This is a genomic window from Candidatus Amarobacter glycogenicus (assembly GCF_016704105.1).
GTDB lineage: Bacteria > Chloroflexota > Dehalococcoidia > Tepidiformales > Tepidiformaceae > Amarobacter > Amarobacter glycogenicus.
Window position 1 is genome coordinate 74,482 of record NZ_JADJAT010000022.1, and the last position, 14,819, is coordinate 89,300.

Genomic DNA, 14,819 nt, shown 5'->3' on the forward strand with positions numbered 1-14,819 from the left:
GAGGGTTGCCACCATGGCTCATCCCACCAAGGTTCGTCCAACATGCGCACGGTTGCCGCCCTTCTTGTCCTCCTCTCCCTCCCGCTGTGGGTCGCGGCCTGCGGAGACGGCGACGGCCCGCCCGGTGGCAATACGAAGTCATTTTCCCGGGCCCAGCAGTCCATCGACCCCGCGAAGGAGTACACAGCCTTATTCGTAACGTCGAAGGGCGAATTCGCCGTCCGCCTGTATGCCGGCGAGGCTCCCATGACGGTCAACAGCTTCGTCTTCCTGGCGAAGCAGGGCTATTTCGACGGCCTGACGTTTCACCGCGTGGTGAAGGGTTTCGTCATCCAATCGGGCGACCCGACAGGCAGCGGCAGCGGTGGCCCCGGGTACGAGACGGCCGACGAACCCAACCAGCTCTCGAACCGGCGAGGGACCCTGGCGATGGCGAAGACGGCGGGAGCGAAGGTCTTCGGCAGTCAGTTCTTCATCAACCTCAGCGATAACACCGGGCTCGACTGGAACAACCCCTCGAACAACAAGTTCTACCCGTTCGGCGAAGTCATCTCCGGAATGGACGTCGTTGATGCGATCGCGGCCTCGCCGGTGAGAGGAAGCCAGCCGGACCCGGAGGTAGTCATCACCTCTGTGAGGATCTCCGAGCGGTAGTCAGGCGACGAAGAGTCTGACCAGCGCTTCGAGTTCATCGAGCTCGAAGGGCTTCGCCAGGACGCGGGCAACGCGCTGGGCGCGAGGGTCGTCCGCGCCGATGCTGCCCTCGCCGGTCATGAGGACGACCGGAGGTTTCGGACCGACATGGTTTTCGAGCGCGGTGACGACGCGCATGCCGTCGCCATCGGCGAGATTGAGATCCAGGAGCACGAGGTCGAAGGCGGACTGCTCCAGGTGATCGACCGCCTCGGAGGCGCTCTGCACCCCCACCACTTCGTGGCCGGCGTTCGTCAACACCTGCTTGATGAGGCGCGAGATGGTGCGCTCATCTTCCGCGAGAAGGATCCTCATCGGGTCTCTCACCGGACCTCTCCACCGGAGCCCAACGGAAGCGCGACACGAATAGTCGCGAATCGCTCGGCCCGCCGGCAGTGTACGGATCCGCCCATGGCCAATACAAGCTGTCGCGAACGAAAGAACGAAAACCCCGCATCAGCTGCAATCGGCTTCTCGGAGCCGGCGGGAACCCCGCTGGTGAAAGTGAGGTCGGCCGTCTCGCCCTTTCGCACCGCCTCGACCTGCACCGTGCCTGAGCCGTCGCCGATCCGGTTGGCGGATACGGCGAAGCCGGCGATCGCGCGGACAAGCCGGGCGGCGTCCCACGGTCCCTCAAGGCCGGGCTCGGGGATTCCGGCGAGGGAGATGTTCCCGGCCAGTTCGCGGGCCGCATCGAGAGCCGTTGCGATCTCGCACGGCCCGGTCGACAGGGCCACCTTTCCGCGTTCCAGGCGCGAGGCTTCCTGGAGGTCGTCCGCGAGTTGCTGGAGGTCCTCGACCGAGGACTTCAGCATCTCTGCCAGCTCCGTATCGAGCAGGAGTTCGCCGTGCGAAGACTGGCGGCGAGCGAGCTCCATCACCATCTTTATCGACGTCAGGGGTGTCCGGACTTCGTGAGCGAACGCGCCCATCGCTTCACGCCGGAAGTGCTCCGCATCCTCGGGTGTTGTTGTGAAGGGACCCATAACGGCGACAAGCACTACGCGACCGTAGTCTCGCCGGCCACTGCTCACAATCCGGTGAACGCCCTAGGGAATTCCCGGACTTCTGCCGTGGCCGCCGGCAAGCGGCATGATACGCGGTTCATCCGCGCGCGGGGAAAGCCCTGGATGCGCCCCCGCGACCTGCTCTTCGGCGTGATACGAGCTGCGCACGAGGGGGCCGCATTCGACGTGCTTGAAACCCATCGCGATCGCGGCCGTCTTGACCTCCTCGAACTCCTCCGGAGTCCAGTAGCGCGCGACCGGCAGGTGGGCAGGAGTCGGCTGCAGGTATTGCCCCACGGTCAGGATGTCGACGGCCGAGTCGCGCAGGTCGCGAAAGACCGTCAGCAATTCTGCCGAGGTTTCGCCCAGCCCGACCATCAGGCCGCTCTTCGTGAGCGTGCCCGGATCGAGTTCGCGAGCAGTCCGCAGCAGCTCCAGTGAGCGCTCGTAGCGCGCCTGTGGCCGCACGACCGAGTAGAGGCGAGGGACGGTTTCCGTGTTGTGGTTCAGGATCTCCGGGCGGGCGCCGAGCACAGTTCGAAGGGCGGCCCAGTCTCCTTTGAAGTCCGGGATGAGGACTTCGAACGTGGTGTCGGGTGAAAGCCGGCGGGACCACTCGATGGTCTCGGCGAAAATGCCCGCGCCGCCGTCCGCCAGTTCGTCGCGGTTCACGCTGGTGATCACCGCATGGCGCAGTCCCAATCGCTGGATGGCGAGCGCTACGCGGCGGGGTTCTTCCCTGTCGAGCGTGCCGGGCCGGCCGGTCTTCACCGCACAGAAGCCGCACGACCGTGTACAGGTGTCGCCCAGGATCATGAACGTTGCCGTGCCGCGGCTCCAACAGTCGCCGATGTTCGGACAGCGGGCCTCTTCGCAGACGGTGTTGAGTTCCTGCTCGCGCATGAGCACGCGGATCCGCTCATAGTTCCCGCCGGCGGGGAAGCGCACCTTTAGCCACGGGGGCCGCTCGGGATGCCTGAGAGCCATGGTTCCAGTGTGCAGGATGCGCTCCCGGGTTGCGAGGTCCGCAGGCCCCTGCCTCGCGCCAACCCCAACTGACAACCGAGTCTAATTCGGCTACGCTCCCTTCCATCGGCCCACCCCGGCGGCCGCGTGGAGGCCAGATGACGCTGCGATATCGCTATTCGATGTGGGATGGCACCCAGGAGGTGCCCGCGCTCGAAGCGAATGACATCCTCGATAACCTCACCGACGACCTGATGAATTTCGGAGACTTGCAGCACGCCCTTCGGAACTTGCTTCAGCGGGGCATGCGCAGCCCCCAGGGCGACCGCATGCAGGGCCTTCGCGACCTTCTCCAGCAGCTCCGGCAGCAGCGCCGCCAACAGCTCGATCGCTTCGACCTCTCTTCGGTCTTCGATGACCTGAAACGCCAGCTCGAAGAAATCGTCGGCATGGAACAGGGCACGCTCGACCGCAGGCTCGATGAAGCGAACGGCCAGCCCGGCCAGCAAGGCGAGCAAGGTGAACAGTCGCAGCAGAGCGGCCAGCAACCCCAGGGACAGCAGGGGAGTCAGCAGCCCCAGGGACAACAGGGGCAGCAAGGCCAGCAGCCACAGGGGCAGCAGGGCCAACAGCAGCCCGGCGCACAGCAGCAAGGTGGCGAACAGGGCGGCCAACAACAGGGCGGCCAGCAACAGTCCGGTGGCGAAACCCCCTCCGAATTCGCCGACATGCTCCGGAATATCGCCAACAAGAAGAAGCAGTTCCTCGAGCAACTCCCCGAGGACGTCGCCGGCCAGGTGAAGGAACTCCAGAACTACGAGTTCATGGACCACGAGGCCCAGGAGAAGTTCAACGAACTGCTCGAATCCCTGAAGAAGGCCATGATGGATACCTTCTTCAAGGATATGTACAACCAGATCGCCAACATGTCGCCGGAAGACCTCCAGCGCATGAAGGACATGGTCCAGGACCTGAACAAGATGCTTCAGGACAAGATGGCGGGCAAAGAGCCGAACTTCGACGAGTTCATGAAGCAATACGGCGACCTCTTCGGCGACAACCCGCCCCAGTCGCTCGACGAGCTCATCTCCCAGATGCAGCACCAGATGGGCCAGATGCAGTCGCTCCTCGATTCGCTCCCGGGCGACATGCGCCAGCAGCTCCAGGACCTCCTCGGCGACAAAGTCGGCGATGCCGAACTGCAGCAATCCCTCAGTGAGCTGGGCCAGAACCTCGAGTACCTCTACCCGATGCGCGACCTGCGCAACCAGTACCCCTTCCGCGGCGATGAAGAGATCGACCTCCAATCGGCCATGAACCTCATGGACCAGATGCAGTCGATCGACGAGCTCGAGCGCCAGCTGGAGCGGACGCAGTACGGCGGCGAGGTCGACGATATCGATGCCGACAAGCTCGAAGAGCTGCTCGGGCCCGAAGCCCGCGAGACGCTCGACCAGCTCAAGCAGTTCCTCGAAATCCTCGAAGACGCCGGCTACATCCGAAAGAAGGGGAACCAGTACGAGCTGACGCCGCGCGGGACTCGCAAGATCGGCCAGCGCGCGCTCGTCGAAATCTACAACTCGCTCAAGGCCGATGCCTTTGGCAAGCACGAAGTGCGCGAAAGCGGCACCGGTGGCGAGCGCACGGACAGCACAAAGAAATACGAGTTTGGCGACCCGTTCTTCCTCGATATCCAGAAGACGATCATGAACTCGATGTACCGCGAAGGTCCGGGGACCCCGATCAAGCTCAAGCCCGATGACTTCGAGGTCGAACGCACCGAACTCATCACGCAGACGGCGACCGTGATCATGCTCGACTTGAGCTGGTCAATGGCGTTGCGCGGCAGTTTCCAGGCGGCGAAGAAGGTCGCCCTCGCGCTCAACAACCTCATCTCATCGCAGTACCAGCGCGATAGCCTCTACATCATCGGGTTCAGCGCCTATGCGCGGGAACTAAAGGCCGAAGAGCTGCCGTACGTCCGCTGGGACGAATCGGTGCTGGGCACGAACATGCACCACGCCCTGATGATCGCCCAGAAGCTACTGGCCAAGCACACCCAGGGCACGCGCCAGATCATCATGATCTCCGACGGCGAACCGACCGCGCACCTGGAGAAGGGGCGCAGCTACTTCGCCTACCCGCCCAGCCCCGTCACCATCCGCGAGACGCTCAAGGAAGTGAAGCGCTGCACCACCAAGAACATCACGATCAACACCTTCATGCTGGACAGGAACTACTACTTGAAGGAGTTCATCAACCAGGTGGCGCGCATCAACAAGGGTCGCGTCTTCTACACCACCCCCGACAAGCTTGGCGAGTACATCCTCGTGGACTACGTCGCCCAGAAGCGCAAGAAACTGAGCGGCGTGGGGTAGGGGCGCGGGGGCACGTCCCGGTTCTGATAGACTGCGACGGATGAAGTCTCAGGAAGAACTCTGGGCCGAGTACGAGCGCCTCAAGCAGGCGGAGGACTGGGAGGCCGCTCTCAAGCTGCTGGACCTCATCGAGCCGGTCAGCGATGAAGAGTGGCATCGTCGCCTCCGCGAGGCGCCGATGGACGACGAGCCCCTTACTCCCAGGGATCGCGAGCGGCTTGAAGAGGCGCACCGTGCCCTCGCAAAGATGCCCGGTCTCAGTACAGGGTGAGGCGTGAGCTCTACTGGTTCCAGGCGGCCGCGGAAGAACTCGCCCAGCTCGCCGCGCGGAACTCCAAACAAGCGACCCGTATCCTGGTTTCCGTCCGCGAGTTCGGACAATCGCGCCGCGGCGACGTCAAGAAGCTTGCTGGTTCCCAGGAGTGGCGACTTCGCGCCGGGGATTGGCGAGTGATATTCGTGCTCAGGGGCGACGAGGCGTACGTCGTGAGGATCACCGACCGCCAAGACGCCTACTAGCGGCGGTCGGCGTGGATCTGATGACTCGCGTGGCCGGGCGCACTTTCGACCCCACTTCTAAAGCAACCCCTTCTCCCTCGCCAAATCCTCATCGAACAGGATGTTCCCCGTAAATTCGGGACCCTGCTCGCAGATCCAGCGCGCCCCCTTCGCCATGGCGAAGGCCGGCTCAAAGTCGAGGTTCGGGTTCTCGGGGTCGTTCTGGGCGAAGAGGTTGCCGGGGGTCTTGATGCGTCCCTGGGGCGAAAGCACGTTCACGGTGATCTTGTCGTCCTGGAGCTCCATTGCCAGGCCCTGGCTCAGCCGCTCGAGGCCGGCTTTGACCATCCCGTAGAACGCCCCGCCCCGGCGGGCTTCCTTGTAAGGCCCGGGACCAGGGAATACGCCTGCCACCGAGGAGACATTGATAATGCGGCCGCCGCCCTGCTTCCGCATGTGAGGGATCGCTTCGCGCATCAACAAGATGGGCCCGCGCAGGTCGACCTGCCAGATGAGGTCGATATGACGCGGCTGGATCGTCTCGATCGTCCCCGGGACGAGGATCGCCGCGTTGTTGACGACGATGTCGAGGCGTCCGAAGGTTTCCACCGTCTTCGCCACCCCGGCGGCGATGCTCTCCGGCTCCCGCATATCCATGTAGATACCCTCGGCTTTGCCCCCGGCGTCGCGGATCGCCTGGGCGACCGAGTGGATCGTGCCGGGCAGGCGCTTGTCCTTCACCACTTCAGTCCGCGCGCAGACGGCGACCGCGCAGCCAGCGCGGCCAAGTTCGAGAGCGACATACTCGCCGATACCGCGAGACGCGCCCGTGACGAGGGCAACCTTACCGTTGAGTTCCATAGCGCGGCGATTGTAGTCGGTTGGTGCGCCGGAACGAAGGGAACGGCCCGCGGGACGTCCGCGACGACCATCTTCGTGGTGCAAACGCCTAGGGGAAGTCGCTCCCCGGGATCCGGTCGGGGTCATTCACGAGTTCCCCCCAGCGACGGGCGATGACATCCAGGGGTGATGGCGGAGGCGACCAGGGAATGCCGCGCACGATGATCCCCCGGTTCGGCGCATGCTCGACCAGGCCCTCGCTCTCGAGCCTCCGGAACGCTTCGCGCACTGGTGTCTGGCTGACGCCGAGGCGTGCCGCCACTTCCTCCTGCCGCAGGTGTTCACCCTCGCGGATGTTCCCGGACATGATGGAGGATTGCAGCGCCTCGTACACGAGGTCCGCCTTGGTCCGCTGCTGCTTGGGGATCGTCATCTGTCTCAAGCATACGCGGGTCGCGACCGCAGGGGCATGGAGTGTCCGACGAGTGCCCGGACCGCGCGGGCATCCCCGCGAAATGCCCATCGCTGGCGCGCCGGTTCTTGTAGACTCCCACCATGCCCTACGTCATTACCGAACCGTGCATCGACGTGAAAGACGGCACTTGCGTCGATGTTTGCCCCGTCGATTGCATCAAGACGACGCCGGACGATGCGATGTTCTACATCGACCCGGATGGCTGCATCGATTGCAACGCCTGCCGCCACGTCTGTCCGGTCGATGCGATCTTCTCGACCTGGGAGATCCCGGTGGGCCAGGAACAATACACCCAGATCAACGCGGACTTCTTCCGTAAGAAGTAGCGAACAGCCGATGAAGCGGCGCCCCGCCCCAGCAGACGGGCCGATGGTCTCCGAACAGGACCGGGCAAGGCTGGAGGTCGACTTCCGCCTGCGCGGCTCTGCCTACGTGCCGGTGGAGCGGTCGCACAAACGCTTCGGCCGCGTCCTCGATTTCTTCGAGACGCTGGCACAGGGTATGGGCGGCGGGGCTCCGCGCCGCTAAGGGATCGCGAACTGTCAGTCGTCGTAATCGCTACCGACTTTCGGCAGCTTGAGGTCTGGCGGTTCCGGCTCTCCGGCCACCGGGAGTTGGTCGTCGGCGGCGAGCGGCGGTATCGAGATGTTCGCGAGGATTGCCTGCGGTCCAACGGGCGCCGCCCCATGGGCTGTGCCCGGGTAGACCGCCAGCGTCTCGAACGGCCGCAACGTGTGGTCCACGCCGTCGACCGTGATGCGGGCTTCACCCGCGATCACCATGTAAATCTGCGTCGAATGGTGATGGACGTGCTGCTCGATTCGTTCGACCGAACCCTCCATCCGGAACACGCGCACGCTCGCCGCCTTCGTTTCGTAGTCCTGGAGGATCTCGTACTTGCCGACGGGAATCGGGCGTTGCGCGGTAGTCATCGGGTGCTCCTCGTTGCCATGGCGGAAGCGAGCCATGCGAATTATCGTTCGTCTACGATCGCATGGCCCCGGGTGACGAGTATGGGCCGAAAGGTCTGAGTCAGGTGGCCTGGTGGCCCGAAGCCGCCGGCCCGAGCCTCCCCGCTGCCACGATGCCCGCACGGATGCCCTGGTAAAGCACGTCCGCTTCGTGGACGTGGCGGACTTCGTTCGCATGCAGCCCGTCTCCGACGGTGGTGCCTCCCAGGAACGCCGGCTGGTTGCGCACACCGCCTTCGCCGACCCCGTCGTAGGTCACGTGGAGCTCCGCGCAAAGGTCTTCGAGTGCTTTGTGCAGCTTCAGGCGCTCCCGCTCGTCGCGTTCGAAGGCGCGCTTCCGGGCACTCAGCCGCGCTTTCCCGTGCGGCCCTTTGACCACCACGACCGCGCCCTCGGCGCGCGCCGCGATGCGGACGCAATCCGACATCCGGTCGATGACCTGCTGCGTCGTGAAGTTCGTGTCTCCGCCGATAGTGGCCTGAAGCACCCGCCGTGTGAACCGGAACGGCGCGTTGTACGCCCAGCGCTTGCTCTTCGCCACCCGCGCCCCCGCATCGCCGAGGCGTTCGCCGCCGACCCGTCCCAGTAGGCGTTCCACGCGCAGCGGCACCGAGCGATACAGGAACCAGTAGCTCCCGGTGTTCACGTACACCAGGTCGGGTTGCGACTCTTCGACCCAGCGTTCCACCAGCCCGGGCAACTCGGCCGTCGGCCAGACGCCCTTCACCACCCACTCGACCGGTTCGCCGAGCTCCGCTTCAAGCCGCTCGCCCGCGAGCACGTGCTTCTTCTCCGTCTGGCGCACCCAGGAACCGGTGTCGTTGCTGCTGCCAAGAAGGAGGACGCGCACGAGGGTAATAGTGCGGAGGGACGGGCAATGTGCAACGAGTGGGCAGGCTCGAGGCCCTCCCTCAGGAAAGGCGGCCTCGCTCACCTGTTAGCCTAGTCTGAGCGAGGCAACTCATGCAGAGAGCACGTTATCTACGCTGGGCCGGGCTGACCGTGGCTGTTTCAGGGTTGGTCGTGATTGCCCTATTCGTCATTGGCGGTACTTGCGGGGTTCGCGATGGCGATGAGACAACGACCGAACCGGCTATCCCAACCGAATCGCAGCCAAGCCGGGCGGAGTTTGATCCGTCCGCTCTGTTGGCGGAATCAGAATCAATCGCGTTTCGTCTCCGGTATGTGGCTGACCCTGACCTTCCATGCAGCGGCCCCTGTATGGGGCTGAAGGACATCGCCCTCAGTCTTCGCAATGCTTCGGCGCGTTGTGCCAAGGTTCCCCGAGTCCCGACAGATGCTCGGTCTGAATTCCTCGAACTCGAAGGCGCGGTTCGTTCCGTGTGTGGAGAAATCAGAATTGCCCTGGCTGACGGGAAGGTGCTTGAGCCGGATAACGGTGTCTCCTGGGCACTCCCATTGACTGAACAACTCGACAGCAAGTTGCGGCTCGCGAACAGCGTCCGGTAGCTCCTTCCCCTACCCCACCCCCACCCCCGCGAACGCCTCATCCAAAATCTCGTGCACCTCTTCATCCGCGATGGCGATGACGCGGCCGTCGTCGTAGAGGCGCATGACCATGTCGAGGGCGCGCACCAGGCGCGGGTCGCGCTTGTCCAGGCCGGCGGCTTCGGCCGGGCGGTGGGTTTGCATCCACATCAAAAGTCCGGCCGCGCCGCTCTTGTCCGTGATGGCCACTCCCGGAGGCCGGTTGAGCAGCCGGGTTGTGTCGAACGGGTTGTAGATCTCCTCGTCCTTGATCATCCCGTCGGCGTGGATGCCCGCGCGGGTGACGTTGAAGTTCGAACCGACAAACGGCAGCCGCTGGTCCACGGTCTCTCCGATCTCGCGGTAGTAGTCGGCGATCTCGGAGATGACCGTGGTGTCGATGCCCTGAGTCTCGCCGGTCAGGCCGATGAGCCAGAAGGCGAGCGCCTCGATCGGCGTGTTGCCGCTGCGTTCGCCGATGCCGAGCAGGGTGCCGTTGTTCGAGCTCGCGCCGTAGAGCCAGGCCGAAACCGCGTTCGGAATGATGGCGTTGAGGTCGTTCTGGCCGTGGAACTCCAACGCTTCGCTCGGGACGCCGCCTTCCGTCCGAAGCAGGTGAGTCAGCCGGGGGATACCCCGCGGGAGCGCGGCGTACGGGTCGCTCACACCGACGCCCATCGTGTCCGGATAGCGCACCTTCACCTGGATGCCTGCCTGCCTGCCGCGCTCCATCAACGCCTGGACGAAAGGCAGGACCACGTGGTGGAAGTCGGCGCGCGTGCTGTCTTCGATGTGGCAGCGCGGGATGACGCCGTCGGCGAGAGCGGCATCGACGACATCCAGGTAACCGGCGATGACAGCTTCCCGGCTGGAGCCGAGCTTCTTGAAGATGTGGTAATCGGAGATCGAGGTGAGGATACCGGTCTCCTTGAGCCCGGCCGCCCGCACGAGCTGGTAGTCCGCCATCGTCGCCCGGATCCATCCGGTCACTTCCGGGAAGCGGTAGCCCAGTTCCTGGCAGCGCTCGACCGCCTCGCGGTCCTTCTTTGTATACAGGAAGAACTCCGACTGCCGGACCATGCCTTTTGTGCCGCCGAGGCGCTGCAGGAGCGAGTAGAGGTGGACAATCTGGGCGACCGAGTAGGGAGCGCGGCTCTGCTGGCCGTCGCGAAAGGTGGTGTCGGTGATCCAGATATCGTGTTCCGGATTCAGGGCGACAGGTTCGCGTTCGAACTGGACCAGCGGCGGGAGCGTGTAGGGGAACTGGTCGCGGTAGTAGTCCGGGCCGGCGACAGAGGAGTGTGCATTGGGGGTCGTGAAGGTGAGCCAGGAAGCGGCCAAGGCTTGGTCTCCAGGTGTGATGATTGTATACAATCACATCGAAGCCGTTCTGTGCCACCTCAGGTTCGCTATACCTGCCACCCCCAGCCATAGAGCGTGCCACATGCCCGGCACACCGGGCATTCGCGGTTTTGTACAGCAATGTCTAGAATCCGCTCCAATGTCTGAATCCCAATCACTCGTCATCGAAGAACGCAGGGGCGCGGTCGTTTGCCTGGCGCTAAACCGTCCCGAGCGCCACCACGCCCTCAGTGCCGCGCTGAGCGACCAGCTCGGCGACGCCATCCTTCGCGCCTCCGAGGACCCGGAAGTCGCCGCTATCATCCTGACCGGCACCGGCGAGAAAGCTTTCTGCGCCGGCGGCGACATGCTCGAAATGAGCGGAGTCGAAGAGAACGCGGCGGTGGCCCGTTCGCGCGGCGCCGGTGGGCTGTTCGGCGTCATCGCGAAAGCGCCGCAGCCGGTTATCGCCGCGGTGAACGGCTACTGTTTCGGCGGCGGTGCGCGCATGGCGATTGGCTGCGATATCCGGATCGCCTCCACCAACGCGAGCTTCCGCCTGCCCGGCGCCGAATACGGCCTCGTCGTCGCGGCTGCCTCGCTCCCGCGGCTGGTTGGCGCCGCCCGGGCGAAAGAGCTGATCTTCACGGCGCGGCGGTTCGATGCGCAGGAAGCGTTCGACTACGGGCTCGTGACATCATTGCACCAGCCTGGCGAACTGATGGAAGCGGCCTGGGCGATGGGGCAGACGATCGCCGGTATGTCGCGCTCCTCCGTACAGGAGTCGAAGCGCGTCATCGATACCGCGACCCTCTCCGATGACGCGCGCCACATGGAAGACGATGCGAATCGCCGCCTGCGCGGCAGCCCCGAACAGGTCGCCCGGTTCCGGGATGCGACCAAGCGGGTGACCGGCCGCTGACAACCGCTCAGCCGACCCTCGATCCAGGGGGAGCCAGCCGGCGCAGGCATGCCGGACCACGAAGAAGGAGCCTCACATGCCGGGACCGCTTTCGGGAATCAAGGTGCTCGATTTCACCTGGGCGCTCGCCGGGCCGTACGGCGTGATGATCCTTGCCGATCTCGGCGCCGAAGTCTGGAAGATCGAGACGGCCCACCAGAACGAGACGCGTCGCGGCAGCGGGCCCTATGTCCACGGCGTGAGCACGTACTTCTTCTCCGTGAACCGCGGGAAGAAGAGCATCATGCTCGACCTGAAGGTGCCCGAGGCAAAAGAGATCGTCTACAAGATGGTCGAACAGATCGACGTGCTCACCGAGAACTTCTCGCCGGGGACCATGGAAGGCCTCGGCTTCGGCTATGACGAGATGAGCGCCCGAAACCCGCGACTGGTCTACGCCTCGACTTCCGGCTTCGGGCACACCGGACCGTACCGCGAGCGCGGCGCCGTCGACGCCATCGTCCAGGGTATGGGCGGGGTGATGAGCATGACCGGGCACACCGGAGGCAACCCGGCCCGCGCCGGCTACTCCATCGGTGATATGGGCGGCGGTATGTACACAGCCATCGGTGTTCTCTCCGCGCTCGTCGAACGCGACCGCTCTGGCCTTGGCCAGCACGTCGATGTCGCAATGCTCGATGCCCAGGTCGCGCTCATGGAAAACGCGCTCGTGCGTTACACCTCCACCGGCCAGGTCCAGGGGCCCGTTGGCCTTCGCCATCCCCTGAGCACGCCGCACCAGGCTTTCCCCGCGAAGGATGGTTGGGTCGTGGTTGCGAATGTAAAAGACCACAACTGGCCGTTGTTCTGCGGCCTGCTGGGCTGCGACGAACTCGCCACCGACGAGCGCTTCGCCACGAACCCGATCCGGACGAAGAACTACGCCGAGCTCGAGCCGATCCTCTTCGAAGCGTTCCGCCGGAAGACAAAGGCCGAATGGCAAGAACTGTTGAGCCCGGTTGCCCTCATCGGCCCGATGAACCGCGTCGACGAAGTGGCGGCGGACCCCCAGGTGGCCGCCCGGGAGATGCTGGTCGATTTGCCCACCTGGACCGGCGGCACGCTGCGGGTGGCGAACACGCCGGTGAAGCTGTCGCGTACTCCAGGTGGGGCCGTGCGCGGCGCAGCTAAACCCGGCGAACACGCAAACGAGATTCTCGGCGCTATCGGCTACACCGAGACCGAAGTAGCGCACCTGTTTGAATCCGGCGCGGTCGGCCAACTGCGCGACTCCTAGACGCTTTGCTCCCGGCAGGTGCTATCGTGTGCCGGCAATGAGCGTGAAATCGTTTGTGTTCCTGGCCCTCCTGGCGGGGGTCGCTGTCGTCGCGGCCGCCTGCAGCGACCGCGAGAAGACCTCGGACGACGATGAGCCCCTCGACGGCCCGTTCGACTCGCCGTACACCGGCGCGGAGCTGGCTGACCGCATCCAGAGAGCCATCGACGCCGAAGGCGCTTACACCATCTCCGCTCGCCAGGAGAACTTTGTCCTGCCGCAGTGGGGCGGCGCGGACAGCGGGACCGTGGCGGTTGGCCGCGAGGACGGCAGGGTAACCGCTGCCGCGAACCTGTTCCGCACGGGCGACGGGGATTACAGCCTCTGGCTGCGGGACGGCCAGACGTTTTTCAAGCGGAGCACCTGCGATGCTCTTGCCCGCGTGCCGGGCGGCGGCGGAGAAGTGCTTTCGCCTTTCGTTTTCCTCGGCAACGACCGCATCCGGGGCGCCACCGGCCTGAAGGCCGCGACCGGTCGGACAACGCTGATCCTCGTCCTCGATGGTCTTGGCGAGACCGAGATCAGCTTTCGCCCGGGGACCTTCCTGCCAAACCAGCTAAGTTCCCGCACGGCCACCAACAACGGCAAGCCCCTGGTCTGGACGTTCGAGAAATGGGGCGAACAGCCGAAATCGAGCCTATCGTCCGAAGCGTTTTCGAAGGCCTACGACCGCGGGCCCGGCGGGAACCCCTGCTAGTCACAGCCGTCGGGTCGCCGGGACTCTTATAGTTGGTCTTGTGGCTCCTCCTCGAATCGTCGTAACCATGGGTGACCCGTCCGGCATCGGCCCGGAGGTTGTCGCGAAGGCCCTTTCGAAGCCAGAGGTCCGCTCGCTCGCCGACCTCTCGGTCGTCGGTTCGGCCCAGGTCCTGTTCGATGCCTGGCAGCGGCTCTCCCTGCCGGGGGCGCCACCACCCGTGACCGAGATCCAGGGTGTCCCCGAGGGCCCTTTCCCGATCGGCCAGCTCTCCCTTGATTCGGCCCGCGCGGCCCATGCCTGGATCGAATTCGCGGCGAAGCTGTGCCTGGCGGGCGAAGCCGCCGCCATGGTCACCGCCCCGGTCAACAAGGATGCCTTCCAACGGGCCGGCATCGCCGATACCGGCCACCAGGAGGTCCTCTCGCGCCTGAGTGGCGCCACGAATGTGAAGACCATGCTCATTTCGGGTCGGCTTCGCTGCATGCACCTGAGCACGCACAAGTCGCTCGCCGAAGCCTGCCGCTATGTCACCCGCGACAACGTCCTCGCAGCGATCCAGTTGACCCATGCCCACTTCGCGCGCTGGGGAGTGCCCTCGCCCCGGATCGCCGTTGCAGCCTTGAACCCCCACGCGAGCGACAATGGGCTCATCGGCCGCGAGGAGCTGGACGAAATCGCGCCCGCGGTGACGGAGGCCTGCGCCCTCGGCATCGACGCCAGCGGCCCTCACCCGGCGGACTCGGTCTTCAACGCCGCCATCGCCGGGAGGTTCGACGTCGTCGTCGTCATGTACCACGACCAGGGACACATCCCGATCAAGGTCTACGGGTTCGAACAGAGCATCAGCGTGAACCTCGGACTCCCCTTCATCCGCACCTCGGTGGACCACGGTACCGCCTTCGACATCGCTGGACAGGGTGTCGCCGACGAAACGAGCATGGTTGAAGCGGTCCGGCTCGCGGCGAACCTGGCAACCGGTAATGGATTGGGTTAGGGCGGCGACCTGCCGGCCGTGCCGATCGTGACTGCTCTGTCTCGGGCACACTTCGCGGTTCCCTGACGGTCGGGCCTGTGAGACCTGCTACAATCCTTCGAATGCACACGTCTCCCGTGTCGCCGGTGAGAACAACCCCGCGTCCATCACGCGGGGCTGCCATTTAGCACCTTCCCTCCTTCGCCGTTTTCCCGTTTACCGACGCCCGCTACCCTTGTTCAAGAAGGAAAG

Annotated in this window: 18 protein-coding genes; 10 read left to right on the plus strand and 8 right to left on the minus strand. The window is 64.8% G+C overall.

Annotated elements, in window-relative coordinates:
• Positions 1-42: 42 nt before the first annotated feature.
• Entirely contained in the window at positions 43-654 is a 612-nt protein-coding gene (locus IPG14_RS17700; RefSeq protein WP_343392702.1) for a peptidylprolyl isomerase, read from the plus strand.
• Here the strand turns inward: IPG14_RS17700 and IPG14_RS17705 are convergent, their stop codons facing one another.
• Genes IPG14_RS17705 through lipA form a run of 3 tightly spaced genes read right to left on the minus strand, consistent with a single transcriptional unit; the run spans position 655 to position 2,687 of the window.
• The gene (locus tag IPG14_RS17705) at positions 655-1,008 is read right to left on the minus strand and encodes a response regulator (RefSeq protein WP_343385647.1); all 354 of its coding nucleotides are present in this window, start codon (positions 1,006-1,008) and stop codon (positions 655-657) included.
• Between the two features lie 8 nt (positions 1,009-1,016).
• Positions 1,017-1,694: a histidine kinase dimerization/phospho-acceptor domain-containing protein gene (locus tag IPG14_RS17710; protein WP_343392703.1), complete on the minus strand. Its 678-nt coding sequence runs from the start codon at positions 1,692-1,694 to the stop codon at positions 1,017-1,019.
• A gap of 48 nt (positions 1,695-1,742) precedes the next feature.
• On the minus strand, positions 1,743-2,687 hold the full coding sequence (gene lipA, locus IPG14_RS17715; RefSeq protein ID WP_343392704.1) for a lipoyl synthase: 945 nt from the start codon (positions 2,685-2,687) through the stop codon (positions 1,743-1,745).
• A 137-nt stretch (positions 2,688-2,824) separates the two neighbouring features.
• Between lipA and IPG14_RS17720 the strand changes: the two genes are divergently transcribed.
• The 3 genes from IPG14_RS17720 to IPG14_RS17730 are packed head-to-tail and all read left to right on the plus strand — an operon-like array spanning position 2,825 to position 5,563.
• Positions 2,825-5,044 (plus strand): VWA domain-containing protein, encoded by a 2,220-nt coding sequence (locus IPG14_RS17720; protein WP_343389408.1) that lies wholly within the window; start codon positions 2,825-2,827, stop codon positions 5,042-5,044.
• A gap of 40 nt (positions 5,045-5,084) precedes the next feature.
• Positions 5,085-5,315 carry a hypothetical protein gene (locus IPG14_RS17725; RefSeq protein WP_343385643.1) on the plus strand — a complete coding sequence of 77 codons (231 nt, stop codon included), beginning with the start codon at positions 5,085-5,087 and terminating at the stop codon, positions 5,313-5,315.
• Positions 5,312-5,563 (plus strand): hypothetical protein, encoded by a 252-nt coding sequence (locus IPG14_RS17730; protein WP_343385642.1) that lies wholly within the window; start codon positions 5,312-5,314, stop codon positions 5,561-5,563. Before IPG14_RS17725 ends, IPG14_RS17730 begins: the two co-directional genes overlap by 4 nt.
• Before the next feature lie 57 nt (positions 5,564-5,620).
• Here IPG14_RS17730 and IPG14_RS17735 read toward each other — a convergent pair whose 3' ends face one another.
• On the minus strand, positions 5,621-6,403 hold the full coding sequence (locus IPG14_RS17735) for an SDR family NAD(P)-dependent oxidoreductase (protein WP_343385641.1): 783 nt from the start codon (positions 6,401-6,403) through the stop codon (positions 5,621-5,623).
• Positions 6,404-6,491: 88 nt separating this feature from the next.
• Complete coding sequence (locus IPG14_RS17740) at positions 6,492-6,815, minus strand: GntR family transcriptional regulator (protein ID WP_343385640.1); 324 nt, start codon at positions 6,813-6,815, stop codon at positions 6,492-6,494.
• 122 nt (positions 6,816-6,937) lie between these two features.
• On the opposite strand from IPG14_RS17740, the gene IPG14_RS17745 reads away from it, so the two are divergent.
• Positions 6,938-7,183 carry a 4Fe-4S binding protein gene (locus IPG14_RS17745; RefSeq protein ID WP_343389406.1) on the plus strand — a complete coding sequence of 82 codons (246 nt, stop codon included), beginning with the start codon at positions 6,938-6,940 and terminating at the stop codon, positions 7,181-7,183.
• A gap of 10 nt (positions 7,184-7,193) precedes the next feature.
• Positions 7,194-7,385, plus strand: a complete 192-nt coding sequence (locus IPG14_RS17750; RefSeq protein WP_343385638.1) for a hypothetical protein — start codon at positions 7,194-7,196, stop codon at positions 7,383-7,385.
• A 14-nt stretch (positions 7,386-7,399) separates the two neighbouring features.
• Here IPG14_RS17750 and IPG14_RS17755 read toward each other — a convergent pair whose 3' ends face one another.
• From IPG14_RS17755 to IPG14_RS17765, 3 genes are all read right to left on the minus strand, one after another.
• Entirely contained in the window at positions 7,400-7,789 is a 390-nt protein-coding gene (locus tag IPG14_RS17755) for a cupin domain-containing protein (protein ID WP_343385637.1), read from the minus strand.
• A gap of 100 nt (positions 7,790-7,889) precedes the next feature.
• Entirely contained in the window at positions 7,890-8,678 is a 789-nt protein-coding gene (locus tag IPG14_RS17760; protein WP_343392705.1) for a hypothetical protein, read from the minus strand.
• 629 nt (positions 8,679-9,307) lie between these two features.
• Positions 9,308-10,657 (minus strand): 2-isopropylmalate synthase, encoded by a 1,350-nt coding sequence (locus tag IPG14_RS17765; RefSeq protein ID WP_343392706.1) that lies wholly within the window; start codon positions 10,655-10,657, stop codon positions 9,308-9,310.
• 160 nt (positions 10,658-10,817) lie between these two features.
• Here IPG14_RS17765 and IPG14_RS17770 point away from each other — a divergent pair, with 160 nt between their 5' ends.
• The 4 genes from IPG14_RS17770 (at position 10,818) to pdxA (ending at position 14,588) form a co-directional block, all read left to right on the plus strand.
• Positions 10,818-11,579 carry an enoyl-CoA hydratase/isomerase family protein gene (locus IPG14_RS17770; RefSeq protein ID WP_343385634.1) on the plus strand — a complete coding sequence of 254 codons (762 nt, stop codon included), beginning with the start codon at positions 10,818-10,820 and terminating at the stop codon, positions 11,577-11,579.
• Between the two features lie 76 nt (positions 11,580-11,655).
• Complete coding sequence (locus IPG14_RS17775) at positions 11,656-12,855, plus strand: CaiB/BaiF CoA-transferase family protein (protein WP_343392707.1); 1,200 nt, start codon at positions 11,656-11,658, stop codon at positions 12,853-12,855.
• A gap of 37 nt (positions 12,856-12,892) precedes the next feature.
• Complete coding sequence (locus tag IPG14_RS17780; RefSeq protein WP_343392708.1) at positions 12,893-13,591, plus strand: hypothetical protein; 699 nt, start codon at positions 12,893-12,895, stop codon at positions 13,589-13,591.
• A gap of 40 nt (positions 13,592-13,631) precedes the next feature.
• A complete protein-coding gene (gene pdxA, locus IPG14_RS17785; protein ID WP_343392709.1) occupies positions 13,632-14,588 on the plus strand; it encodes a 4-hydroxythreonine-4-phosphate dehydrogenase PdxA in 957 nt (318 codons plus the stop codon).
• The last annotated feature ends 231 nt before the right edge of the window (positions 14,589-14,819 follow it).